27 protein-coding genes are annotated in these 25,700 nt (G+C 37.1%); 3 read left to right on the top strand and 24 right to left on the bottom strand.

The genetic code is table 11. From position 1 onward, the window contains the following. Window positions 1–61: 61 nt before the first annotated feature. The 13 genes from CLOS_RS07515 to CLOS_RS07455 all read right to left on the bottom strand — a co-directional run bounded on the left by CLOS_RS07515 (window position 62) and on the right by CLOS_RS07455 (window position 11,309). Window positions 62–1,090, bottom strand: coding sequence for an elongator complex protein 3 (locus CLOS_RS07515; RefSeq protein ID WP_012159315.1), 1,029 nt, complete (start codon window positions 1,088–1,090; stop codon window positions 62–64). Beyond that, the gene (gene rnc, locus CLOS_RS07510) at window positions 1,077–1,802 is read right to left on the bottom strand and encodes a ribonuclease III (protein ID WP_012159314.1); all 726 of its coding nucleotides are present in this window, start codon (window positions 1,800–1,802) and stop codon (window positions 1,077–1,079) included. Before rnc ends, CLOS_RS07515 begins: the two co-directional genes overlap by 14 nt. Window positions 1,803–2,152: 350 nt before the next feature. After that, window positions 2,153–3,391, bottom strand: a complete 1,239-nt coding sequence (gene fabF / locus CLOS_RS07505; RefSeq protein WP_012159313.1) for a beta-ketoacyl-ACP synthase II — start codon at window positions 3,389–3,391, stop codon at window positions 2,153–2,155. Between the two features lie 40 nt (window positions 3,392–3,431). Next, complete coding sequence (acpP, locus tag CLOS_RS07500) at window positions 3,432–3,662, bottom strand: acyl carrier protein (RefSeq protein WP_012159312.1); 231 nt, start codon at window positions 3,660–3,662, stop codon at window positions 3,432–3,434. Between the two features lie 115 nt (window positions 3,663–3,777). Continuing rightward, on the bottom strand, window positions 3,778–4,524 hold the full coding sequence (gene fabG / locus CLOS_RS07495; RefSeq protein ID WP_198006369.1) for a 3-oxoacyl-[acyl-carrier-protein] reductase: 747 nt from the start codon (window positions 4,522–4,524) through the stop codon (window positions 3,778–3,780). Continuing rightward, window positions 4,524–5,474: an ACP S-malonyltransferase gene (gene fabD / locus CLOS_RS07490; RefSeq protein WP_012159310.1), complete on the bottom strand. Its 951-nt coding sequence runs from the start codon at window positions 5,472–5,474 to the stop codon at window positions 4,524–4,526. The genes fabG and fabD overlap by 1 nt, the downstream gene beginning before the upstream one ends. A 3-nt stretch (window positions 5,475–5,477) precedes the next feature. Further along, complete coding sequence (gene fabK, locus CLOS_RS07485; protein ID WP_012159309.1) at window positions 5,478–6,428, bottom strand: enoyl-[acyl-carrier-protein] reductase FabK; 951 nt, start codon at window positions 6,426–6,428, stop codon at window positions 5,478–5,480. A gap of 55 nt (window positions 6,429–6,483) precedes the next feature. Continuing rightward, window positions 6,484–7,485 (bottom strand): beta-ketoacyl-ACP synthase III, encoded by a 1,002-nt coding sequence (locus CLOS_RS07480; RefSeq protein ID WP_083757138.1) that lies wholly within the window; start codon window positions 7,483–7,485, stop codon window positions 6,484–6,486. Further along, window positions 7,472–8,479, bottom strand: coding sequence for a phosphate acyltransferase PlsX (gene plsX, locus CLOS_RS07475; RefSeq protein ID WP_012159307.1), 1,008 nt, complete (start codon window positions 8,477–8,479; stop codon window positions 7,472–7,474). Before plsX ends, CLOS_RS07480 begins: the two co-directional genes overlap by 14 nt. A gap of 11 nt (window positions 8,480–8,490) precedes the next feature. After that, complete coding sequence (gene fapR / locus CLOS_RS07470; protein ID WP_334290428.1) at window positions 8,491–9,069, bottom strand: transcription factor FapR; 579 nt, start codon at window positions 9,067–9,069, stop codon at window positions 8,491–8,493. A 169-nt stretch (window positions 9,070–9,238) separates the two neighbouring features. After that, window positions 9,239–9,415 (bottom strand): 50S ribosomal protein L32, encoded by a 177-nt coding sequence (gene rpmF / locus CLOS_RS07465; protein ID WP_041719113.1) that lies wholly within the window; start codon window positions 9,413–9,415, stop codon window positions 9,239–9,241. Between the two features lie 13 nt (window positions 9,416–9,428). Continuing rightward, on the bottom strand, window positions 9,429–9,962 hold the full coding sequence (locus CLOS_RS15245) for a YceD family protein (protein WP_012159304.1): 534 nt from the start codon (window positions 9,960–9,962) through the stop codon (window positions 9,429–9,431). 153 nt (window positions 9,963–10,115) lie between these two features. Next, window positions 10,116–11,309, bottom strand: a complete 1,194-nt coding sequence (locus CLOS_RS07455; RefSeq protein ID WP_012159303.1) for an acetate/propionate family kinase — start codon at window positions 11,307–11,309, stop codon at window positions 10,116–10,118. Window positions 11,310–11,515: 206 nt separating this feature from the next. On the opposite strand from CLOS_RS07455, the gene CLOS_RS07450 reads away from it, so the two are divergent. Beyond that, entirely contained in the window at window positions 11,516–12,790 is a 1,275-nt protein-coding gene (locus CLOS_RS07450) for a nucleotidyltransferase (RefSeq protein WP_012159302.1), read from the top strand. Window positions 12,791–12,857: 67 nt separating this feature from the next. Beyond that, window positions 12,858–14,102, top strand: a complete 1,245-nt coding sequence (gene ylbJ, locus CLOS_RS07445; RefSeq protein WP_012159301.1) for a sporulation integral membrane protein YlbJ — start codon at window positions 12,858–12,860, stop codon at window positions 14,100–14,102. 45 nt (window positions 14,103–14,147) lie between these two features. On the opposite strand, the gene CLOS_RS07440 is transcribed toward ylbJ, so the two are convergent. From CLOS_RS07440 to CLOS_RS07415, 6 genes are all read right to left on the bottom strand, one after another. Then, a complete protein-coding gene (locus tag CLOS_RS07440) occupies window positions 14,148–14,594 on the bottom strand; it encodes an ATP synthase subunit B family protein (protein ID WP_012159300.1) in 447 nt (148 codons plus the stop codon). A 23-nt stretch (window positions 14,595–14,617) separates the two neighbouring features. Continuing rightward, entirely contained in the window at window positions 14,618–15,091 is a 474-nt protein-coding gene (gene coaD, locus CLOS_RS07435) for a pantetheine-phosphate adenylyltransferase (RefSeq protein ID WP_012159299.1), read from the bottom strand. Beyond that, window positions 15,091–15,651, bottom strand: coding sequence for a 16S rRNA (guanine(966)-N(2))-methyltransferase RsmD (gene rsmD, locus CLOS_RS07430; RefSeq protein ID WP_012159298.1), 561 nt, complete (start codon window positions 15,649–15,651; stop codon window positions 15,091–15,093). The genes coaD and rsmD overlap by 1 nt, the downstream gene beginning before the upstream one ends. 63 nt (window positions 15,652–15,714) lie before the next feature. Beyond that, on the bottom strand, window positions 15,715–17,751 hold the full coding sequence (recG, locus tag CLOS_RS07425; protein WP_012159297.1) for an ATP-dependent DNA helicase RecG: 2,037 nt from the start codon (window positions 17,749–17,751) through the stop codon (window positions 15,715–15,717). A gap of 122 nt (window positions 17,752–17,873) precedes the next feature. Next, window positions 17,874–19,481 (bottom strand): DAK2 domain-containing protein, encoded by a 1,608-nt coding sequence (locus tag CLOS_RS07420; RefSeq protein WP_049753894.1) that lies wholly within the window; start codon window positions 19,479–19,481, stop codon window positions 17,874–17,876. Window positions 19,482–19,538: 57 nt separating this feature from the next. Beyond that, complete coding sequence (locus CLOS_RS07415) at window positions 19,539–19,895, bottom strand: Asp23/Gls24 family envelope stress response protein (RefSeq protein WP_012159295.1); 357 nt, start codon at window positions 19,893–19,895, stop codon at window positions 19,539–19,541. A gap of 335 nt (window positions 19,896–20,230) precedes the next feature. On the opposite strand from CLOS_RS07415, the gene rpmB reads away from it, so the two are divergent. Continuing rightward, window positions 20,231–20,422 (top strand): 50S ribosomal protein L28, encoded by a 192-nt coding sequence (rpmB, locus tag CLOS_RS07410; RefSeq protein ID WP_012159294.1) that lies wholly within the window; start codon window positions 20,231–20,233, stop codon window positions 20,420–20,422. Between the two features lie 328 nt (window positions 20,423–20,750). Here rpmB and CLOS_RS07405 read toward each other — a convergent pair whose 3' ends face one another. Genes CLOS_RS07405 through CLOS_RS07385 form a run of 5 tightly spaced genes read right to left on the bottom strand, consistent with a single transcriptional unit; the run spans window position 20,751 to window position 25,661 of the window. Continuing rightward, the gene (locus tag CLOS_RS07405; protein WP_012159293.1) at window positions 20,751–21,386 is read right to left on the bottom strand and encodes a thiamine diphosphokinase; all 636 of its coding nucleotides are present in this window, start codon (window positions 21,384–21,386) and stop codon (window positions 20,751–20,753) included. Between the two features lie 14 nt (window positions 21,387–21,400). Continuing rightward, on the bottom strand, window positions 21,401–22,054 hold the full coding sequence (gene rpe / locus CLOS_RS07400) for a ribulose-phosphate 3-epimerase (protein ID WP_012159292.1): 654 nt from the start codon (window positions 22,052–22,054) through the stop codon (window positions 21,401–21,403). A gap of 5 nt (window positions 22,055–22,059) precedes the next feature. Continuing rightward, window positions 22,060–22,938: a ribosome small subunit-dependent GTPase A gene (gene rsgA / locus CLOS_RS07395; RefSeq protein ID WP_012159291.1), complete on the bottom strand. Its 879-nt coding sequence runs from the start codon at window positions 22,936–22,938 to the stop codon at window positions 22,060–22,062. Between the two features lie 10 nt (window positions 22,939–22,948). Continuing rightward, window positions 22,949–24,934 carry a Stk1 family PASTA domain-containing Ser/Thr kinase gene (gene pknB, locus CLOS_RS07390; protein WP_242649610.1) on the bottom strand — a complete coding sequence of 662 codons (1,986 nt, stop codon included), beginning with the start codon at window positions 24,932–24,934 and terminating at the stop codon, window positions 22,949–22,951. Further along, window positions 24,909–25,661: a Stp1/IreP family PP2C-type Ser/Thr phosphatase gene (locus CLOS_RS07385; RefSeq protein WP_012159289.1), complete on the bottom strand. Its 753-nt coding sequence runs from the start codon at window positions 25,659–25,661 to the stop codon at window positions 24,909–24,911. Before CLOS_RS07385 ends, pknB begins: the two co-directional genes overlap by 26 nt. Between the last annotated feature and the right edge of the window lie 39 nt (window positions 25,662–25,700).

The following is a 25,700-nucleotide window of genomic DNA, read 5'->3' as shown; positions in this document are numbered from 1 at the left end:
CTCAAACACAGTCATCTACAGGAAATCTTTATATTTTCAATGCAGTATCATTCTATCATAATTACAGGAAGATCTCTATATCTACTTCTCCAGAAGGAATACGATCGACACCGAAAATTTTTATGCCCTTCAAATTAAATTTATCTTTGAAGTAGTTCTTATTTTTTTGGCTGTATCCAGCGACTTTAGAGCATTCAGTTGTATTGCAATATATTTTTAAGATTTTTCCTTCGATTCCTTTATATAGGCTCATCTTGTATTCTATTCTATCTTTATAGATTTCTGTTTCTACAAGCTCTCGAAATGCAGGATGATAGGGACCTGCAATAATGCTCTTACCGATGGTAATTTCCTCCGTTGCCTGTAACCCCAATCGAATAATCGGTATTTGGTATTGATCGAATTCTAAAACTAATTCTTTGCATAAGTAAACAGCCTCATCTAGACTGATCGGCTTATATTTACCTTCTCGATATAATTTTTCCAGCAAAGTATCCTGTATAATAATTGTTGGATAGATTCTAACGAAATCAGGTGTACAATCAATAATATCTCGTGCTGTCCGTAACATTTTTTCCTTGGTATCTCCATATAAACCTACCATCATTTGAAGCCCCAACTGGATGTTTTGCTTTTTTATTAAAGCTGCAGCTCGATATACATCTTCTTTGGAATGACCTCTATTATTTAATTCTAAGACAGTAGGATCCGTAGATTGCACACCTAATTCAATTATAGATACGCCATAGCTTCCTAGTAACTGGAGTATTTCTTCATTAATATAATCTGGTCTAGTAGAAATTCTAATATCTTGAATGAAATTCAGCTTCTTTTTCTCGTAGGCCATGGCTAAAAGCTGGCGCTGCTGTTCATAGGGTAATCCTGTAAAACTTCCACCATAAAAAGCGATTTCTTTGGGTCGGTTCACATCTTTCAAATGTTCCAACTGCGCTTCTATAATTTCTAAGACCTGTTCCGCTGTTACATCAGTCCCTATACCTGCTATCTTTTTTTGATTGCAAAAGCTACAATCATGGGGGCATCCCCTATGAGGAATAAATATAGGAATAATGATTTTACCTTTTTCCATGTTCTAATTCCACCTTCTTTAAAGCACTTTTAGCAGCCCTTTGCTCCGCTTCCTTTTTACTTTTGCCTTCTCCCATTCCAAGAGATTTCTCTCCTAATAAAATCTCCACCTCAAAGGTCTTGTTGTGGTCTGGACCAACTTCACTAACGACTTTATAACTGATCTTCTCATCGTACTTGCTTTGCAATATCTCTTGTAAGTCTGTTTTATAATCTCTAAAAAGATTCCCTTCAATAGCTAACTCTATACTGCGGGTCAGCATGTCCAATATAAACTTGCCAGCTACTGCAATTCCACCATCTAGATACAATGCTCCTATGACAGCTTCAAAAGCATCTGCCAATATAGATACTCTATCCCTTCCCCCCGTTGCCTCTTCGCCTTTGCCAAGTAGTAAATACTGACCAAGCTTAATTTCTTTTGCTTGATTCCCCAAGGAGGGTTCACATACAACATTGGCTCTAATTTTCGTTAATTCTCCTTCTGGGAGATCCTTATACTTTAAATAGATATACTCGCTCACTACAATTCCTAAAACTGAATCTCCTAAAAATTCAAGCCGCTCATTATTTTGAACTTGTTTTTTTCTATATTCATTGGTATAGGAACTATGGGTCAAGGCTTCGTTGATGATACTTAAATTCTTAAATTGATACCCTATTATTTTTTGAAACTCTTTGATCTGCTCCATGCGGTTATACTCTAGCTTCATATTTTCCCTCCGTATTCATCGATTTATTTTATTGTACTATGTTCTTCTCTTGTTTGCAAAAACATTTCGTAATCTCATTGCACAATTTCATTCTTCCTCCGGTCGATGAAATTGGCATTCGTTGCCTTTGACCTACCATCAATTTATTACTCCTTTCAGTCGCATAAATTGGGTTATTTCGCAGTCTCACAACTCAAATTTGTTCACTTCCTCCGGTCGTGCAAATTTGGTGTTCGTTGCGTTTGACCTACCATCAATTTATTACTCCTTTCAGTCGCATAAATTGGGTTAGGTCATAAAAAAATATAGGAAGATTGTTTTCTTCCTATATTGAGTACATACGCTTAAAACTATTCGTATTTTTTAAAAATAATCGTTGCATTATGCCCACCGAATCCCAATGAATTAGAAAGTGCATAGTCTATATTAAGTGTCCTTGCTTTATTTGGAACGTAATCTAAGTCACATTTTGGATCTGGCGTTTCATAATTGATGGTAGGATGGACCATACTCTTGTTAATCGATAGGATGCAAGCAATCGCTTCTACGGCTCCTGCAGCACCCAATAGGTGGCCTGTCATGGACTTTGTAGAGTTCATCACTAATTTATAGGCATGTTCTTTAAATACGTCTTTAATAGCTGCTGTTTCAAACTCATCGTTATAAGGTGTGCTGGTTCCATGGGCATTGATATAGTCTATTTTTTCATAGGTTATATCAGCATCCTGCAAAGCCTTTGACATAGCTCTTGCGCCACCTTCCCCATTTGGCGAAGGTGATGTAATATGATAAGCGTCGGAAGTCGTGCCGTATCCCACAATCTCTCCATAGATTCTAGCATCTCTTTTCAGCGCGTGACTCAGTTCTTCTATTAACAGTATCCCTGCACCCTCCCCCATTACGAAGCCATCTCTATTGGCATCAAATGGTCTACTGGCTTTTGTAGGATCTTCATTTCTTGTGGACATGGCTTTCATGGAACAAAATCCTGCAATGGAAAGCGGTGTGATAGAAGCCTCTGTACCACCTGTAATCATAATGTCCGCATCTGAGTTTTGAATGGTTCTAAAGGCTTCACCAATTGCATTGGTAGCAGAGGCACAAGCCGTAACGACCGTTTGATTCGGCCCTTTTGCTCCAAGAGCAATGGATATCTGGCTAGAGCCCATATTGGATATCATCATCGGAATGAAAAACGGACTAATTCTACCAGGACCCTTCTCTAGTAATTTCTTGCTCTGCTCCTCCATGGTTTCCATGCCGCCAATTCCAGAGCCCAGAATCACACCGAATCTATTTTTATCAATGGCATCCAGATCTAAATTTCCATCTGCAACTGCCATCTTTGAAGCAGCAACTGCAAATTGGCTAAATCTATCCATCCTTTTTACTTCTCTTTTTTCAATATATTCTTCTGGACAAAAATCTTTTACCTCACCTGCAATCTGCGTAGGGAAATCCGTTGTATCAAATCTGGTGATGTTGCTGATTCCTGAAACACCTTTGATTAAAGAATCCCAAAATTTATCTATACTACTGCCGATTGGGGTAATACATCCCATCCCTGTTATAACGACTCTTCTTTTCATATTTCACCTTCCCTATTGCAAATCAAAGCCATTGTTTGCTTTATTTGTTTGCCTCTACATAATCCACAATATCGCCTATGTTCTTAAACTTACTCGCTTCTTCATCTGGTACTTCTATTCCAAATTCATCTTCGATTCCCATGATGATTTCAACAGCATCTAAAGAATCTGCCTCTAAATCCTTCATCAAAGAGGTCTCTCTGCTAATTGCACTGCTATCTTCTACACCTAATTGATCCACAATAATGTTTACTACTTTTTCGAATGTCATATTCATTTCCTCCTAATTATTTATAATTTATTTTGAGTACTTGAAGCTTTATGCCCTACCTAAAGTTGAGTGCGACATAAAATTTGCGAGAATAACGAGCAAATTTTATTTTTGATTACATTGCCATGCCGCCATCTACATTGATCACCTGACCCGTAATATAGCTGGCATGGTCACTGCTCAAGAATACAGCCAAGTTCGCAATATCCTCTGGAAGTCCGTATCTTTTCATCGGAATTACCTCCAGCATGGTGTCCCTTACCTTCTCTGGAAGGGCCATGGTCATATCTGTATCTATAAATCCAGGCGCAATAGCATTAACCGTAATATTTTTGCCTGCGATTTCTTTTGCAATGGACTTTGTGAAGCCTATGATTCCAGCCTTAGAAGCACAGTAGTTTCCTTGTCCTGGATTTCCTACAATCCCTACAACAGATGCTAAATTGATAATCCTGCCATATTTCTGTTTGATCATCTTTCTAGCTACTGCTTTTGTGCAAAGGAATGCTCCCTTTAAATTGATGTCCATCACTTGGTCCCAATCTTCCTCTTTCATTTTGATGAGCAGATTATCCCTCGTAATTCCTGCATTGTTTACCAGGATGTGGATTTCAGTAAATACTTCTTCTATTTTGTTCATCATGAACTGAACTTCTTCTGCACTTGAAATATTAGCCTTCACTGCTAGTGCCTGAACATTAAATTTCTTTATTTCTTCTACAACCTCCAATGCGCTTTGTTCATTGCTGGTATAGTTGATAATCACATTGGCGCCTTGGCTTGCAAGTGCCAATGCTATGGAGCGACCGATACCTCTAGATCCTCCAGTTACTAAAGCTGTTTTACCTGATAAGTTCAAAATTACACCCCCATTTCTGTTTTTATTAATTCTTTAAAACCTTGAACATCTTCTATACTGAAAGCATTTACTTTTTTCCCTTTTATTTTGGCTATTTTCTTTATAAAGGAGCCTAAGGCTTTGCCAGGACCAATTTCTATGAAATTTTCTATTCCTTCATTGATCATCATGGAAATTGAGTCTTCCCATAGTACAGATTTACTAATCTGCTCTACTAAGGAAGGGATCACTTTGAATCTAGAGGTCAGAATTTTCGCCTCTACATTGGTCACAACAGGAACTTGTGGATCGTTAATTTTTAATAGTTCCAAATCCTTTTTCAGCTTCACGCCTGCACCCTTCAATAAGCTACAATGAAAAGGTGCACTGACAGGCAGTATCACCGCTTTTTTAGCACCAGCTTCGCGGGCTAAATCCACTGCCATTTCTACGGCCTTCACTTCTCCAGAAATAACGATCTGCCCTGGACTATTGTAGTTTGCTATCTCTACAATTCCATTTATCTTTGCTTTTTCTAAACAGCTTTCCAATGGCTCTCGATCCAATCCTAAAATTGCAGCCATCGTACCCACTCCCTCAGGAACTTCATCCTGCATATATTTCCCTCTTTTTTTTACTAATTGAACTGCGTCTTTAAATGTAATCACATTGGATTTTACTAAGGAGGTATACTCTCCTAAACTTAATCCAGCAGTCATGCTACAATCGAAACCTTCACTTTCTAATACCTTCAATATGGCAACAGAAGTGGTAAGGATGGCAGGCTGCGTATTTTCTGTTTTCATCAATTCGTTTTCGGGTCCTTCAAAGCATAGTTTTTCAACGTCTAAATGGATTGCATCGCTAGATTCTAGAAAAATCTCTTTTGAAATACGAAAATGTTCTACAAAATCTTTGCCCATTCCTACATATTGTGCGCCTTGCCCTGGGAAAACAAATGCAACATTCTTCATAATTTAAGCCTCCCTGCAGAAATTGCCCAATAAAGACAATTGTTGATCTGCTTCAAAGATGATTTCTTCTATAATTTCTTTACAAGGTTGAATTTTTGAAACCATCCCTGCAATCTGACCAGCCATTACGGAACCGTTATCTACTTCACCATCGATTACAGCGATTTTTAGTTTCCCTTCACCTAATTTTTCAATTTCTTCTGGAGGCAAACCGACTTTTTCCAGATGAATAAATTCTTTAGCGAATTTATTTTTTAAAACCCTTACTGGATGGCCTGTGGATCTTGCTGTGACGATGGCATCTCTATCCTTCGCTTTAATAACCATATTTTTATAATTATTATGAGCAATACATTCTTCAGCACAAATGAATCTTGTACCCATTTGTACCCCTTCTGCTCCTAGGGACAAAGCTGCCAAAAACCCTCTCCCATCAGCGATTCCTCCAGCTGCAATTACCGGAATGTGGATAGCATCTACGATTTGTGGTGTTAGCACCATGGTTGTTAGTTCTCCCACATGACCTCCCGCTTCTGTTCCTTCTACAATTACAGCATCTGCACCTAAGCTTTCCATCCTTTTGGCCAGTGCAACAGATGGGACTACAGGAATTACTTTGATGCCTTTTTCTTTAAATTTCTCCATGAATTTTCCAGGATTTCCTGCACCTGTCGTCACGACCGGAACATTATGCTTACAAACAACGTCCACAACCTCGTCAACAAAGGGAGATAACAACATGATATTGACACCAAAGGGTTTATTAGTCTGCTTCTTTACCTTTAAAATTTCTTTTTCTATAATTTCAGCAGGAGCATTTCCTGCACCTAGAATGCCGAGGCCACCTGCTTCAGAAACAGCAGCCGCTAATTGAGACGTAGCAACCCAAGCCATTCCACCCTGTAATATGGGATATTGAATATTTAACAGTTCAGAAATTCTAGTTTTAAACATAAATCCACCTCCAATACATCCTATATTTTACTTTCATGAAAACCTACTTTCGACTTTATTTACCCCACCTGATTACCGAGGACCCCCAGGTCAAGCCCCCACCAAAAGCAACTAAGGTGATGATCTGCCCGTCTTTTATTTTACCTTCTTTAACGGCTTCATCTAGAGCTACTGGCACAGATGCAGCCGACATATTTCCATATTTATCTAAGTTTACGTGCACTTTATTCATTGTTAATTTAAGTTTTTTTGCTGCAGCTTCTATGATTCTAATATTGGCTTGGTGAGGGATAACATAGTCTACCTCTTCCAAGGTAAGACAACTTTTTTCAATGGTTTCCAATGCAGATTTTACCATGATTCTCACAGCAAACTTAAATACTTCGCTTCCATCCATTTTTACATAATGCAGATTATTTTGAACGGTATCCATGGTTGTCGGTATTCGAGATCCTCCCGCTGGCTGCGTAAGGTAATCGCCACTAGCACCGTCAGAACCTAGACTACTGGCTAGTATTCCATAACCTTCTTTCACAGGCTGCAATACAACTGCGCCAGCACCATCTCCAAATAATACACAGGTATTCCGGTCTTTCCAGTCTACAATTTTACTTAGGGTTTCTGCACCAATCACCAATATATTTTTATATAAACCAGTTTTTATAAACTGTTCTCCTATGGTCAGTCCATAAATGAAACCTGAACATGCTGCTTCAATATCGAAGGCAACGGCTTTGCTGGCACCGAGATTTTTCTGAACGATACATGCAGTGGATGGAAATCCATGGTCAGGGGTCACAGTAGCCACAATGATTAGGTCGATTTCTTCTGCAACGAGCGATGCTTCTTTCATAGCATTTCTAGCAGCTTCCGTAGCCAAATCGGAAGTTGCTGTCCGGTCGTCTGAAATCCGTCTTTTGGATATTCCAGTTCTAGCGACGATCCATTCATCCGATGTATCCACCATTTTTTCTAAATCAAAATTGGTCAGTTCCTTTTCTGGAAGGCAACTTCCAGTGCCTGTAATCCCTACTGATATCAATCTATTCAAATTCATCATCTCCTAAGCTAGAAACACCTTCAGAAATATGTTCCAACACCTTATTATCCATAAATTTAATTGCCTGTCCTACGGCATTCTTTATGGCTTTTCCATCGGAGCTACCATGGGCTTTAATTAATACACCCTTCACACCTAAGAGTGGTGCTCCACCATACTCTGTATAATCCAGCTTTTTCTTAAAGCTTTTCAGCCCTGGCTTCAGCAATAAAGCCCCTATTTTTGTAAAAGTATTTTTAAGGAACTCTTCCTTCAGTAGGGAGAAAATAGAAGAAGCCAAACCTTCCGTAAGCTTTAAAATAACGTTGCCAGTAAATCCATCGCATACAATGACATCAGCATATCCATTCGGTATTTCCCTGGCTTCTACATTCCCTTGAAAATTAAAAGGGCCCTCTTTACAAAGTTGATACGCTTCCTTTACAAGCTCAGTCCCTTTCTCTTCTTCGATTCCGATGTTTACAGTACAAACCTTTGGATTTTTTATTTCAAGTACCTTTTCGGCATAAATACTACCCATAATGCCGAACTCTAGAAGATTTCTCGGTTTACACTCAGCATTTGCTCCTGCATCTACGAGAACCGAAATACCCTTTGCCGTAGGGTATACTGGAGCTAAGGCCGGTCTATCAATCCCTTTAATTCTTCCCAATACCAATAGACCACCTGCTAAAAGAGCTCCTGAATTTCCAGCAGATATAATGGCATCCGCTTTTTTCTCCTTTACTAACTTTAATCCGACCACCATAGAAGAATCCTTTTTCCTTCGAATAGAAATTACAGGTTTATCTTCATTTGTAATCTGTTCGCTACAATGAATCACTTCTATTCTCTCTTTGGGGTAATCGTATTTTACTAATTCATTTTCTATGAGGGGCTGGTTTCCAGTTAAAATAATATGGATATCGTAATTTTTAACTGCCTCTACAGCACCTTCCACTGTCACAAAGGGCGCATGATCTCCGCCCATTGCGTCAATAACAATTTTCATATGGAACCTCCTTATTTGCTCTTGATAATCACTAATATAAACTTTCCGCGGAACACCTGTACTTGATTCACATATATTTTTACATGAACGAAGTGATTATTCCCTCTGACTCTAGTAACTTCAGCTTTTGCAATCAGCTTATCTCCTGCACTGACAGGACTTAGATATTTAATATTAGAAACGCCAGTTAAAGCGACCTCCGCATCGACTACGGCCATTGCTAAAGATTCTGCCTGCGAGAAGATATGATGTCCTCGAACAATATTTGTTTTACTAAATGCCATTTCAGGTGTGGTTTCTAAAATAGAAATACCATTCAATCCTAAATTTAAATCTATCAGTTCACCTACGATTTCTGCACCAATGATACTACGAACTTTTTCATAGTTTTTTTCCGCTACGTTTTTAATCCGCTGTCTCAGCTCTGGTATTCCCAGTTCCAATCGATCCAATCTAATTGTTTGTATGCTGACCTTAAAATATTCGGACAAGTCTTCATCCGTTACGAACGGATCTTCCTTCAACAGCTCTAGTAATTTACTCTGTCTGTTCACTTTCGTCAGCTTTCCAGTTTTACTCAATTCATCCACCTCGTTTTAGTACTAAAAATTAGTACCTGGTTATAATATAAAGTATATATTCTGTTTTTTAAAAAATCAAGTACAAAATTATTTTTTTAATTAAAATAGCATAAAAAAATAGCAATGCCTACATTTTTCAATGTATCCATTACTATTTTTCTTATATTTATAAAATATATTATTGAGCAACAACCTCTTTATTTTTGTAATGTCCACACTCAGGACATACTCTATGAGGTAACTTTGGCTCGTGACACTGTGGGCATTTTACAAACCCTGGTGCAGTGTATTTAGAGTTAGCAGCTCTTCTCATATTTCTTTTTGATTTTCCAGTTTTTCGCTTTGGTACTGCCATGCTTAACACCTCCTTAATCTTGTTCTAACAATTCCTTCAGCTTGGCTAATCTTGGGTCCAAATACTCCTCTTTTGATTCCTGAATTTCGCAATCACAGGAGTGGCCTTCAATTTTTTCTCCACAGTTTGAGCAAAGCCCTTTACAACCTTTATGGCACACAAGCTTCATGGGAATGTTCATAATCATATTTTCTTTTATTAATTCATCAAGATCAACAGTGCTCTCTCTATAATAAATTATATCCTCATCTGGTTCTTCCCCATTTTGATTGGATAAACTTTCATGAACAAACTCTGCATTGACACTTGATTTGAATGAATAGGTAAAAGGCTCTAAGCATCGACTACAGTCTGCTTGCATATCTGCAGTAATACTTAAATTAATATATAGCCTATCATCAATTACATAAATTTTACCATTTACATCGACAGGAGAGATCAAATTCATCACATCTCCATAGTAATCAATGGTATTCAGATCTAAGGCGAAATTTAAATCTAAAGTGTTTTGACCACCTTTTTTTATACTATCTATATCAATCTTCATATCATCACCTCGATCACATCACTAAGATTGATTATACAAATGATTTTTTTGTTTGTCAAGTATTTTATCTTGGCACCTAAGCGATGCAAAGATCCAACTTAGAAGTAGCACTCTAGTTGAATATGAAAAGGTAGGATGTCCTACCCTCTCGTGTTATTTAGCGATTACTTTCGTCTCACGTGCAATAGCAAGTTCTTCATTTGTTGGTATTAGTAATACCTTTACTTTGGAATCGTCAGTACTTACGATTCTTTCTTTTCCTCTTACATTATTTTTCTCATCATCAATCTTCACACCTAAGAACTCTAACCCTTTACAAGCTTCTTTACGAGTTTCCGGTGAGTTTTCACCTAATCCAGCTGTAAATACGATCACATCTAGACCACCCATTTCAGCAGCATAGGAACCGATGTACTTTTTAACTTTTTTATGGTATACATTTAGCGCTAATTGAGCTCTTTCATTTCCTTTAGCAGCAGCGTCCTCAATATCTCTAAAGTCACTACTAACACCAGAAATTCCTAAAACTCCAGATTTCTTATTCATTAGCTCGTTTACTTGAGAACCAGATAAATTTTCTTTTTCCATTAAGAATGTAATGATTGCAGGATCGATATCACCGCATCTTGTACCCATTGCTAAACCTTCAAGAGGTGTAAAGCCCATACTTGTATCGACAGATACACCACCATCTACAGCAGTGATACTTGCACCATTTCCTAAATGGCAAGTGATAATTTTCAATTCTTCAATTGGTTTTCCAATCATCTCAGCTGCTTTTTGTGATACGTACTTGTGAGATGTTCCATGGAATCCGTATCTTCTGATTCGATGTTTTTCATATAATTCATATGGTAGCGCATACATATAGGAATCACTTGGCATTGTTTGATGGAATGCAGTATCAAACACAGCTACCATTGGTACATTTGGAAGGATCTCTTCGCATGCGTAAATTCCCATAAGGTTTGGCGGGTTATGTAATGGTGCAATATCAGAGCATTTTTCTAAAGCTTTTTTTACTGCATCTGTTATTAACACCGAATCTGTAAATTCTTCTCCACCATGAACAACACGGTGTCCTACTGCTGATATCTCATCCATTGATTGAATTGCACCGTGATTGGAATCCACTAGTGCATCTAATACGATTTGAATTGCTGCTTTGTGATCTTTCATTTCTTGCTCAATAACAACCTTCTCTTTTCCAATCGTTTCATGCTTCACTACGGAACCTTCAATGCCAATTCTTTCTGCTAAACCTTTTGCTATAACTTCTTCATTTTCCATGTTGATCAACTGATACTTCAATGAAGAACTTCCACAGTTTACTACTAAAATTTTCATTATACACACTCCTTATTCATATATATACTTTTTATACTCTTATAACCTGTATAAAATAAATCTTTAACATATCAATCATAATAAATTATGAACAAACTTTCAAGTTTTTTAGACATGTTTCTAATAAATTTATATTTAATTTTGAGTCTTACCAAAAACCGTAATATTTATTAAAATAAAACTATAAAACTTTTTTTGGAGGTACTATGAAAATTTTAGGCTTAGTTACAGAATACAATCCTTTTCACAATGGTCATCGATACCATTTAGAGCAATCAAAAGAAATTACGAAGGCTACTCATACAGTAGCCGTTATGAGTGGTAATTTTCTACAGAGAGGCGAACCTGCTATGGTTCATAAATGGGAACGTGCAAAAATGGCAGTAAAATCTGGTGTCGATTTAATCATCGAGTTGCCCACATCATATGCCTGTGCAACGGCAGAATTATTTGCTTACGGTGCTATTACCCTGCTCCACAGGTTAGGTTCTGTGGACTGTCTATGTTTTGGCAGTGAAATCGGTAATGTAAGCCCCCTACTTCAAATCGCTGAAGTTCTTTCAACCCCAACATCGAGGTTTCAAGAAGTATTAAGGGAACACGTAAATCTAGGAGGAACATTTCCTGTAGCGAGATCTATGGCACTTTTAAAATACTTGGAGGAAACTAAGGAATACGATGTTGCATCGTTAAGAGAAATATCCGATGCCCTGAAAAGTCCTAACAATATTTTAGGAATTGAATATTTAAAATCTCTAAAAAAACTGAACAGCCCTATCGTTCCTTATACGATTTCTAGAAAATCTGCTGACTACCATAGCAAGGATATAACGGATTCCAGTATTGCAAGTGCAACAGCAATTAGGGAGCACTTACTTAAAGAAAACCATTTAAAGGGCATTGCTTCCGTCGTTCCAAAAGATACACTAGATATTCTGGCCCACAGTGTAGGCATTGGTATGGCTCCTATATTTGCTACAGACTTCCAGCAAATACTGTTGGCGCTCTTAAGAAGAAGTACCCCTGAGAACCTGAAGAATATCTTTGATGTTGAAGAAGGTCTAGAAAATAGGATTTATCATTGTGCCCATCAGGCATCCACTTTAAATGAGCTCTATGAAGCCATCAAGAGTAAACGATATACACGAACTAGAATCCAACGAATTCTAATGCATCTGCTATTAAATATTACGAAAAAGGATATTTTTTATTTTAATGATCATGGTGGACCCCAGTATGCGAGAATCCTTGCTTTTAATGATAAAGGAAGAGAAATCCTTCAGTCCTTTAAATCTACTTCCAGTATCCCTATGGTATCCAATCTAAAAAACTATACACCACAGAATAGTGCTGCTGACAGAATGCTGGCAATCGATATTCGCGCTACCAATCTCTATACGTTGGCTTTCACTGACGAAAAAAGAGGAGGGGCCCTAATGGACTATCGTACAAGTCCCTTTTATGAAAATAGCAAAGACTGATCCCAATATGAATAACCCTCCTCTATGGAAAATATAGATTAATATATGATTCTTTAGGAGGTATTTTATGTCTAAATTTTTTCATTACTTTATAATTTTTATTGTAATATTTTTAGTGGCTGCAGTAATTCTGTATCCTCATGAGACTGTTGCTGCTGCTTATAACGGTTTATTCGTATGGGCTACCTTGGTTATTCCAGCTCTACTGCCATTCTTTATTGGCTCAGAAATTTTAATAAGTTTAGGCGTTGTTCGATTCTTAGGTGTTCTTTTAGAGCCCATTATGAGGCCCATCTTTAATGTTCCTGGCGAAGGCTCTTTTGCCTTTGCCATGAGTATCACTTCCGGTTATCCTGTAGGCGCTACCATTGTATCTAAGCTTCGATCTGACAATGTGCTCAGTGGCGTGGAAGGACAACGATTGATCTCCTTTTGTAGTACCTCCGGCCCCTTATTCATGATTGGATCTGTAGCTGTCGGTATGTTCCAATCTTCAAAATTAGGAATTTTTATCGTTATCGCTCACTATATTGGTGCTATTTTAGTAGGCATTCTATTCAGCTTTTATAAAAGATCCTCCTTTGAACGGAAATCTATGAAGGTTGAAAAAAATCTGTTTAAGAAAGCCTTACGCCAATTGTCTAGAAAAGATTCTTCCAATCTATCCTTAGGGCTCATTTTAGGAAATGCAGTTAAAAGCTCCTTAAATACGATATTGATGGTAGGAGGGTTCATTGTCTTATTTGCAGTGGTTATTCGAATGTTTGAAATCACAAATATCTTATACGCTCTCAGTAGAATAATCGGTATTGTATTGCTTCCGCTTAAAATCTCACCGGACATCATTCATTTTTTTATTACTGGGCTTTTTGAAGTAACCATCGGTTCAAAAACTGTAGTCGATAGTATGGGTATGGATTTGAGAACAAAAATTGCCATCGTTAGCTTTATTATCGGCTGGAGTGGTTTTTCCATCCATGCACAAGTAGCCAGCATTATTAGCAATACAGATATTAAAACTTCACTCTATATTTTATCTAAGATTTTACATGGTACATTCTCTTCCATCATCGCTTACACATTTTTTCCGTTGTTCAGTCGCACTATGGATTTATCGATTGCCGTATACCATAATTATCAAAGCATGAATCTTCATAAGCGTTTTTTATTCAATTGTCGATTGTCCATCGAGCTGTTTCTGTCTGGTATCGTCAGTTTAATGATAGTATCCCTATTCATAGGCACGCTATTTAAAATGCAACATTATTTTTCAAGGAAAAACATCTTTGCCACACTTCTTAAAAAACCTTAAATTCTTATTAAGTTTCTCTAAGAATAAAATAAAAGGAATGAAGTATTACTTCATTCCTTTTATTTCGTCTCTATTGATTTTAATTGTATTTACAAGCTCAATCAAGTTCTCTTGTGCAGATTCCAGCATGCTGTCTACGTAATCCTTTGCTCCTAATCTCATCTCTTTGGCGCTGTTTTGTGCCTGTGCAATGATTTCTTCTGCTCTTTCATTGGCTTTTCTCGTAATTTCACTTTGATCGATCATGGACAGGATATGGTTATTGGCCTCTTCTAAGATTGTATCCGCCTCCTGCTGTGCTTCAGCTAAAATACGTTGTCGTTCTTCTTTAATCCATTGCGCTTGTTTCACTTCATCCGGCAGTTTAATTCGGATATCTTTAATAATTTCTAACAGTTCTCTTTTATCAATTAATACTTTTTGGGCAAAAGGTATTGATGAACCACTTTCAATAATATCTTCTATTTCTTCTAGAAGCTGCAGTACACTCATTAAATATTCCCCCTTACGTAATATTAAAACCTGTTTGTTATAGCCTTATAAACATTTGCAGGAACCATACCATGAATACTCCCGCCAAACTTCGCTACTTCTTTAATCAAGCTGGAGCTTAAAAAAGAATACTCTGTGCTCGTCATTAAAAATACAGTCTCAATGCTTGGGCATAATCTTTGATTCATTAAGGCCATCTGAAGCTCATATTCAAAATCAGAGATCGCCCTTAGTCCTTTAATAATGGCTGTCGCTTCTTTTCCTTTCGCGTATTCCATTAACAGTCCAGAAAAACAATCTACGGTAACATTGGCGTATTTACCGATACATTCTTCAATGAGTAATTTTCTCTCCTCTAAAGAAAATAATGGGTTTTTATTTGGGTTATGTATGACAGATACAATCAGGTGATCGCACATTTTAGATGCCCTCTCAATAATATCTAAATGACCGTTTGTAATCGGATCGAAACTGCCAGGATAAATTGCTACTTTCATTATAACTCCTCTCTCAGTTCATAAAAAGAAACTGCTACGTCTCCGTAATGATTTGTTCTATAGTTATACAAATTACAGATGTACTCCGGTACATTGTCACTTTTTTTGTGTTCAACAATAATGATACCATCTGAATCTAGTAATTCGACTGTTATTATTTGTTTTAAGGTTGGTTCTACAAATTCCTTAGAATAGGGAGGGTCTAAGAAAATCAACTTTGCTTTTACATTTTCCTTTCCCAACTGTTCTATTGCCGAGGATACCTCCATATGCATCACTATGGCATTGTTATTTAACTTCGTTTTTATCAAATTTTCTTTAATTGAGGCAATACTATTTTTATTATGATCTATAAAATAGGCTTTACTAGCGTTCCTAGACAAAGATTCAATACCTAGATTCCCACTTCCAGAAAACAAATCCACTACAACGCTATCATAAATTCTCGATTGAATAATATTAAATATCGATTCTTTTACACGATCTGTGGTTGGTCTTGTATTTAAACCTTCAGGTGCTTTTAAAGCTTGTCCTCGTGCTTTTCCTGAAATAACTCTCATATATACCTCCTCGTTTAACTATAACCTATTTTAGCATATTAATTAACAGTAAACAAAATATTTTTATAGCTCTAATTCTATTTTTCTTTTTAAAATAGGATATTTATCTAACGTAAGGGAAAAATCTTCTTCAGCGATACTTTCTACCTCTGCCTGTACAGTTTTTAAAACAGATAGGTGTTTAAACAGGTTCGCTATCTTTAATTCTGGCAGTCCATGCTGTCTCGTTCCAAAAAACTCTCCCGGTCCCCTGAGCTCCAGATCTTTTTCTGATATGACAAATCCATCTGTAGTCTTCTCCATAATTGCCATACGCGCTTTGGAAATCTCTGACTTGCTGTTATTGATTAAGATGCAATAAGACTGATGGCTTCCTCTGCCGACTCTGCCCCGAAGTTGGTGCAGCTGGGCTAATCCAAATCTCTCAGCATTTTCTACCACCATCATGGTGGCATTGGGAACATTGACGCCAACTTCAATCACTGTAGTAGAAACGAGGACCTGAATATTGCCTTCTTTAAACGCCTTCATTATTTCTTCTTTATCCTTCGGCGGCATCTTTCCATGAAGGAGTCCGACTTTATAACCTTTTAATAGGTCGCAGGAAAGCTCCTCTGCAATTTCAGTTGCAGACTGAGCATCGATGGCTTCAGATTCCTCGACCAAAGGACACACCACATAGGCTTGTCTCCCTTCATCCAACTGTTTTCCGAGGAAATTATAAATCTCCTTCCGTTTATTCGATGTACGGCTATAGGTTTTAATACACTTTCTTCCCGGCGGCAAATGATCGATAATAGAAATATCCAGATCCCCATATAGAATTAAAGCCAGGGTCCTTGGAATTGGTGTTGCTGTCATCACCAGAACATGGGGGTTGTTCCCTTTACTGGTCAAAGTAGACCGTTGTCTGACACCAAATCGATGCTGTTCGTCGGTAATGACCAAAGATAAATTAGCAAAATTAACACCTTCTTGTATTAGGGCATGTGTACCTACTACAATATTAATCTCCCCAGTTTCTATGCCATTTAGTATTTTATTTTTTTCGCTTTTAGATAAACTACCTACTAATAACCCTACATGTATGCCGAAGGGGCTCAGTAGGTCCGTAAGCGATAAATAATGTTGTTCTGCTAATATTTCTGTTGGGGCCATCATCGCGCCCTGGTAGCCGTTAATTACTGCTTTAAATAGGGCTATGATTGCTACAATGGTCTTTCCAGATCCAACATCTCCTTGAACCAGTCGATTCATAGGGATATCTCGCTCTAGATCCTGACATATTTCCTTTACTACCTTGTCCTGCGCTGCTGTTAAAGTAAATGGTAAGCTTTCTATAAATTCTTCGATTCCTTCCTTCTTTTTAAGGACAATCCCTTCTTTTTCTTTGGTGTGATCTTTTTTGATCTTCAAAAGTCCTAACTGTAGAAATAAAAACTCCTCAAATACCAATCGATATTTTGCTATTTTTAAAGATTTTACTGAATTAGGAAAATGAATATTTTCAAGGGCGAATTGAATATGGCATAATTTATGCTTCTTTATAAGTTCATCCGGTAAATATTCTACTATAGATTCTTTAACGACTCTGATCATATCCCTTTGTATCTTTAGGATCTCGTTTTGACTGAGACCTTCCGTGCTGGGGTAAATCGGAACAATACCATGTCTGCCCTCTTCTTCCTCTTGGTTTATCTTTTCCAAGACTGGATTCACAATCTGCATACCCTTAAAGGTTTTTTTTACCTCTCCATTGATCATCACGCGTTGCCCAGAAGTTATTGCTTTTTTTAAATAAACCTTATTAAAAAATACAATTTCTACTTGACCCGTTTCATCTTTAACTATAAATTTTATTAAAGACATGTTTTTTTTAGGCTTCGATATCTCTGCTTCTCCATAGATGTATCCGTAAAACGTCGTTTTTTCTCCCGGGATCAGCTGTGCAATCTTTCTGATGTTCCCTCGATCTTCATAATCTCTTGGAAAATGCCAAATCATATCTTTAAATGTCTTGATATTGAGCTTATTTAATAAATAGGCTTTTTTAGGGCCAACTCCCTTGAGATACTGAATATCCCGATCTAAAATATCCATATCATACACTCCAAATACATTTATTTCATTGCATTCATTCCTATTTCGTAGTCTCGCAGCTCAACTCTAGATAGAGCTTAGAGTTTCAAGTGCTCAAAAAGGAGACAGCTAAAGCTGCCTCCCTATTCAATAGAAAAAATATAATAATATAAGGGTTGTCCTCCGTAGTACAGTTCAACATCTATATCTGCATATTTATTTGTTAATTCCTCAAGCAATTCCTCTGCTTCTTCCTCACTTACATCGGCTCCATAAAAAACAGTGATAATTTCGCTTTCTTCAGTAATCATCTCATCTATAAGTCCTAAAGATACTTCTTTCATATCCTTACCGGAAGATTTAATTTCACTATCTCCAATTCCAAGAATATCGCCTTCGCATATTTCTATATCATTATAGCTTGTATCCCTGACCGCATACGTCACTTGACCAGTTCTAACATGCTGTATCGCTTCACTCATTGCCTCTTCATTTACTTCCGGCGCCGCATCTAGATTCACTGCAAGAAGAGCAGATAATCCTTGAGGAACGGACTTTGAAGGAATCACTATAATATTCTTATCAGAAATAGATTTTGCCTGATTTGCGGCCATCAGAACATTACTGTTGTTCGGTAGAATGAATATGGTTTCAGCATTGATATTTTCAATCGCCTTAATAAAATCTTCCGTACTTGGGTTCATGGTCTGTCCGCCTTCAATGACATAATCCACATTAAAATCTTTAAATATTTTAGTTAAACCATCACCCATGGTTACCGTAATGAATCCATATTTTTTTGTTTCTTCTTTATTATTTACAGGCTCTTTTTTAGCATCTTCTTTATACTCTGCCTGGTTAAAAACTTCATGTCTATGCTGTAACCTCATATTATCTATTTTAATATCACTTAATCCACCAAGCTCCAATGCGTGCTCCAATACTTTTCCTGGATGATTCGTATGAATATGTACCTTTACGACGCTATCATTGCCTACTACCAGCATAGAATCGCCATATCCCTCTATAATATCTCTGAACTTATGAATATCAGCATTACCAGAACGAATAATGAATTCTGTGCAATATCCAAATTCAATATTGCCATTCATTTCTTCTATAGGATGCATTTGATTTTGCTCAAACAATTCATCTTTTTCTGCTACAGGAATTTTACCTGTTAGGGCTCCTAAAGCACCTAAATATATATATAATAAACCTTTACCACCAGAGTCTACAACGCCCGCATCCTTTAATACCTTCAGAAGTTCTGGTGTTCTCTCCAATGATCTATCTGCATATTTGATTACCTTTTCAAGAAATCGAACAATGTCTTTTTCTTTATTTGCTATGATTAAAGCTGCTTCTGCACTTTCTCTTGCAACCGTCAATATGGTCCCTTCGATAGGCTTCATTACAGCTTTATATGCTGTATCCGCTCCTGATTTAAGGGCTTCTGCTAGATCCTTCGTATTTACTTCTTTTTTGCCTTTTACGCCTTTCGCAAAGCCTCTAAAAAGCTGGGATAAAATAACACCAGAGTTTCCTCTTGCCCCCATCAACGAACCATTTGCCGCTGCATTTGCTATATCTTCTAAAAGGTCTGATTTCGCACTTTTTACTTCCTTTGCCGCTGACTGCATCGTTAATGACATATTGGTTCCAGTATCACCATCTGGAACAGGAAATACATTCAGTGCATTCACAATTTCTTTATTGGTCTCCAGATTCTGTGCGCCAGATAATATCATTTTTTTTAAAAGATCACCATTAATATATTCAATTTTCACAACTAGTACCTCCTTAAGTTACTTTTGCACTCTGACACCTTGAACATTAATATTTACCTTTTTAACGTTCATACCTGTCAAGTTCTCAATATTATATTTAACCTTCTCTATGATATTATTTGCAACTACAGATATACGGGTACCAAATTCTACAATTACGAAAATATCAATTGTTATTTCATCTTCCTCAGTATGTACCTTAACACCTTTGCCGGATTGCTCTCTTTTTAATAATTCTACAAGCCCTCCAGCCGCAGACTTAGCAGCCATTCCTACTACGCCATAGCATTCCATAGTTGAAACTCCAGCGATCGATGTTAAAACATAATCATCAATTATAATTGTACCTAATTGAGTAACTAATTTTCCTGGCATATAAAAAAACCTCCTTAATTTTCTTCTATCTTATAGTTATTCCCCACTTTACGATCAATATCTCATCTAAAATATTCAATCTACATCCATTGTTTATTTCCATTATATATTAAATTTTGCCATCTTGGTAGCCACAATATTATATATAATACTATATTGTATATGATTCATAAAAATAGTTCAACATGAACTATTTTATAGGCAAATTTATGGGCGAAATTTTATAAAACTTTGCCTTCTAGAGATTATGAAATATTATTATTGCAAAAATATGTTATATATGATAATATTATTATGTTTTAGAGGATGAGCAAGGCTCGGAGGAGGTGTTCGTAGTGGCAAGAGTATGCGAGGTTTGTGCTAAAGGTAAAGTTTCTGGTAATGTGGTGAGTCACTCAAACCGCCATAACAGAAGAACTTGGGAGCCTAACTTAAGAAGAGTTAGAGCGATCGTAAATGGTACAGCAAAAAGAATTAACGTTTGTACAAGATGTCTGCGTTCTGGTAGAGTTGAAAGAGCGTTATAATTTATATAAAAAAGCCTCCACAATGATGGCGGCTTTTTATATTTAGACACTTGAAATTCAAGTAGTGATTTAAAATATCTTAAATATCAGTAGTCCCACTAAAATGAATACTGATGCAATGATAAGATACCATATTTGTAGTGGGATAATATAGAGAAACATTATAATTCCTATAATTGATAGGATTAGTCCAACAATTTTTAAGGGAGAATGTCTTCTCCTTTTTCTAAACATATTATCACCACCTAATAAAATTACTTACATATAGTATATTCTATTCCAAAACAATAAAAAATGTCACAAAAGTTTAAAACCTTTGTGACATTTTTTATTCCTCTGTTTTAATTACCAAGAGTATTCCTCTTTTGACAGCAATCGTCGCATTCTCTTCAATGAATCGATTGCTAATTCCTATAGAACTTCCCAATTCAATGGTGTAATTATATAAAGGATATTCCAGTCCCTTCAATGTAACTCCCTCTGCACTTCCGCCGATGGGTATGACGGAAATCGTTTGACCGATTCTGCCACTTACATTGATTTCGTCATCCGTTATCATCAGATGGTTGAATTCATCCCTCAGATGGGCCTCTATCCCCATTTGATGGATCTTATAGAGCAACAGGATGTTTCCTAGACTATGATCTGTACGGGAGCCTGTGCCGCCAAAAACGGTTATTTTTTTCGGCATCCTTTCTGCTGCAAATTCTATTGCCAGTTCCGTATCGGTCATATCTTTATTCACAGGGAATTTCTCCAGCTGAATATCACCATCTTGAATCCATTTTAAAGATAAGGAATCAATGGAATCTAAATCGCCTACTAACAAGTCGGGATATACATTAATCTCCATTAAATATCGGGCTGCGCCATCGGCACAAATAATATAGTCACTTTTTTTTACAGCTTCTTTTAGAAATTCAAGGTTGCCAATGCAACCATTGGACACGATTGCTATCTCCATTTTTTCCTCCAAATTTAAGCTCTAGAATTTTCTCTAAACTTTGTTACGATCTCTGGAATATTTTCACTACCGAATATGGCAGATCCAGCAACGATAATATTTGCACCTGCATCAATAACTTTTTTCACATTATCTACTTTGATACCACCATCTACTTGAATATCAATGGAGAGGCCTCGATCCTCTATGATTTTTTTCAGAGACCTTATTTTTTCTATCATGGGTTCTATAAAACTCTGTCCACCAAATCCAGGGTTAACTGTCATGATTAAAACCATATCCAAATCCTCTAATACGTGCTCTATTACATTTAATGGCGTCCCTGGATTAAGCGCAACAGCAGCCTTTACATTGTGTGCTTTAATGAGCTGTATGGTTCTATGCAAATGGACACAAGCTTCACTGTGGACAGATATAATATGGGCTCCTGCCTTGGCAAATTGAGGGATATATTGATCTGGATCTTCTATCATTAAATGTACGTCAAAAGGTAGTGTGGTCTTCCCCTGTAAGCTTTCTACAATCAGTGGACCGATTGTAATGTTCGGAACAAAATGCCCGTCCATTACATCAATATGGAGCATGTCACATCCTGCATCTTCTACCCTCTTTACATCTCCTATTAAATTAGAAAAATCTGCTGACAATATGGATGGCGCTAATTTCATCGTATTTAATACCTCCTATGTTTTCTAATTTCTTCAATAAATTGAACGTAGCTATTATATCTACTTTCTGATATTTTACCTGATTGAAGGGCTTCCTTAACACCGCATCCCGGTTCATTTAAATGCTTACATGAGTTGAATTTACAATTTTCTAAATGAAAACTGTATTCAGGAAAATAATAATGCAAATCACTTTCATCGATAAAATTCATATCTAAGGAACTAAAGCCCGGCGTATCTACGACCCATCCATTCTCTTCGATTTCCATGATCTCAGCATGGCGCGTCGTATGTTTTCCCCTTGAAATCTTAGTGCTGATTTCTCCAGTCTGTAGCTTTAAGCCTGGATGTACATGATTTAAAAGCGTCGATTTTCCCACACCGGATGGTCCGGCAAACACGGTGGTTTTATTCTTAAGTTCATGTCTTAGCTCTTCAATACCAATCTCTTTCTTTGTGCTTGTGAGGATAATTTTATACCCAGCAGCTCTGTAGGTATGAACAATTTCCTCATAATCCGCTGGCTCCAGTAAATCAATTTTATTCAAGCATATGATAATATTAAGCCTTTGACTTTCTGCCAATACTAAGAATCGATCTAAAAGTGAAAGGTGAGGATCGGGCTGTGTTACTGCAAAAACTACAATGGCCTGATCGATATTAGAAACAGACGGTCTGATAAGTTCATTTTTTCTGCTCTTTATATCTTCAATAACACCTTTTTTGTTTTTATGATCCAGCACATCAATTTCTACATAATCTCCAACCAACGGTGTTATCTTCTTTTTTCGAAACAGGCCTCTCGCCTTACATTCAAACACTTGGTCCTCTACATGAACGTAGTAAAAGCCGCCGATCCCTTTAATTAACCTACCACTATACATTAAATACCTCCTAAAGATTCCCTTTATTTTCTCCATTGATATACACGGTATATTGTTCGCTACCTAAGCCAGTTACTGGCACCTTAATGATTTTTTCTTCAGGGCGTAGATTATCTAAATTATATTCCTTGCCATAGATTTTTACATTACTTAAGGCAGTTACTTCATAAACTTCTACATTAACGATACCACTGTAGGTACTTAAGTTAATGGTAATCTGCTTCGTTACAGGTGTATTTCCATTGTTATTCTCTTCTGTTTCTCCTTCGTTAGAACCAGGATTTTCAGGACCTTGGCTTACCACCAGGTTGACTACGGAGCCTTCCGGTGTCTCCACATTGGGGTCTATATTTTGTGATATAACCAATCCCGCTGCATAAACATCACTATATTTTGGATCAGTGGTTCCAACTTGAAGCTTATTCTTTGTAATTTCTGCTTTCGCTTCTTCTAAAGTCTTTCCTCTTAAATCTGGCATAACAACCATGGCCGTTGCTGGTCCTTCACTTACTACGTAGTTTACAGTGGAACCTCTTTCCGCTTTAAAGCCAGCTCTAGGATTCTGGTTTATGACCGTACCAATAGGCAAATCGCTGGGCTCTCTTTTCACGTCTCCTGCCACCAATCCATTCTTCTTTAAAATTGATGGAACATCGGCTTCATCCTTATATTCTAGATCTGGCACCACTGCCAATTCACTGCCTTCGCTGACGACGATCTTTACTTCAAATCCTTTTCTTACTTTCATGTTTGGTGACGTTGTCTGCTTAATAACCTCATCCTTCGGTGCATCATCTGGCTTTCTCGTAACATTCAGCTTTAAGCCGATGGTAGCCGCTTCCTTTGTAGCTTCATCCATGGTCATGCCAACAAAGTTTGGTACTACAACGTCTTCCGTCTTTAAGAAATCAGAGATATAGAAAAAGGCAAATGTAAAGACCAATGCGGCCAATAGCGCAGCCCCAATGGCAGATCCAATCAATATCTTACGCTTTTTTCCATCTTCTCTATTGTTTTTATTTGTAGGACTATTAGAATCCTTTCTTCTATTTTCCGTCAGCTCTTTAATCTCATTGGCGGTTACCATTGGTATAATCTGAGTAGGGGAATCTTCCATTCTTAAGGTATTATCCATATCCCCTAATTCAAAGTTATTCTTTACTTTATATAGATCCTCTATTAAGGCAGCAGCGTTTGCATATCGATTGATCTGCTCTTTTTGAAGGAGCTTCATGATGATGATTTCTAAATCTTTGGAAATCGAAGGATTGTATTGAGAAGGTAACTCTGGATTTTCCTGAATATGCTTTAAAGCAATTGTAATCGGTGCATCTCCTTCAAAAGGCAGCCTACCTGTAGCCATTTCATACATCACAATACCTAAAGAATACAGATCTGATTTTTCATCCGTATATCCACCTCTTGCTTGTTCAGGAGAGAAATAGTGGACGGATCCGATAATGCTTCCCGTATTTGTAATAGTGGATGAAGTTGCCGCTAAAGCAATTCCAAAGTCTGTAACCTTTGCTCTATGATCTTCTGTGATTAAAATATTATGAGGTTTAATATCTCTGTGAACCACATGATTGGCGTGTGCATGCTTTAAAGCCAAAGCAATCTGTCTCGTAAAATCTAATATTTCATCTTTATTTAGTTTTCCTTTTTCCTTGATTACTTCCTTTAAGGTTTTTCCATTCACATATTCCATAACAATATAATAGATGTCGTCTTCTTCTCCAACATCGTATACATTGACGATATTGGGGTGGGATAAACTAGCAGCAGCTTGTGATTCTTTTCTAAATTTATCTAATAAATCCTTATCATTTATAAATTCCGGTCTTAGGACCTTAATTGCAACAAATCGGTTGAGTAGGGCACATTTTGCTTTATATACGATAGCCATACCACCGCCGCCTATTTTTTCAATAATTTCATACCTTTTTCCTAAAACTTTACCAATCATGTCTTCACCTACCCTCCGTATTTCTTTCACTATTTCTCGCTACCAATACTGTAATATTGTCGTAGCCACCTCTTTTATTTGCCATTGATACCAACCTTTCACACGCTTCATTACTATCTTCTACTTCTGTTACAATCTTCTCTATTTCATATTTATCAACAAAATTGCTCAAGCCATCGGTACACATCACTAAAATATCATTGTCAAAAAATTCCATACTAAAAATATCTGGCTTGATACTCTTACTTGTTCCCAACGCTCTAGTGATGACATTTTTCTGGGGGTGTTTCATAGCTTCTAATTCAGTAATGCTACCACTTCGAACTAGCTCTGCAACTAAAGAATGATCCTGTGTGATCTGCTCTATAATACCTTCTTTGATAATATAAGCTCTGCTATCGCCAACGTGTCCAATGTAAATGGTCGAATGAACCTTCAGGACTAATGTTGCAGTGGTACCCATGCCATCACAGGAAGGGTTTTCTTCTGCATAACGATATACCTTTTCATTTGCCCGATGAAATGCCTCATAAATGATTCCTTTCACGGACTGTTCATCCATATCATCGGAAATATAGGTATGGATATGCTCTTTCATCGTATTTACAACAATAAAACTAGCGACTTCTCCTGCATTATGCCCTCCCATACCATCGGCAACTATAAATAAGAGATATCCTTTTTCAGAAACACAATAATTATCTTCATTCAAATCTCTCACTTTACCGATATCTGAGATCGCACTTACATTCATCATTCCCTCGCCCCCTTGCCTATAGAAAATATTCTAGCCGTT

This window comes from Alkaliphilus oremlandii OhILAs (assembly GCF_000018325.1).
In the GTDB taxonomy this organism is placed as follows: domain Bacteria; phylum Bacillota; class Clostridia; order Peptostreptococcales; family Natronincolaceae; genus Alkaliphilus_B; species Alkaliphilus_B oremlandii.
Note: the sequence above shows the minus strand (reverse complement) of the source record. Positions and strands in the feature narration are given on the sequence as shown.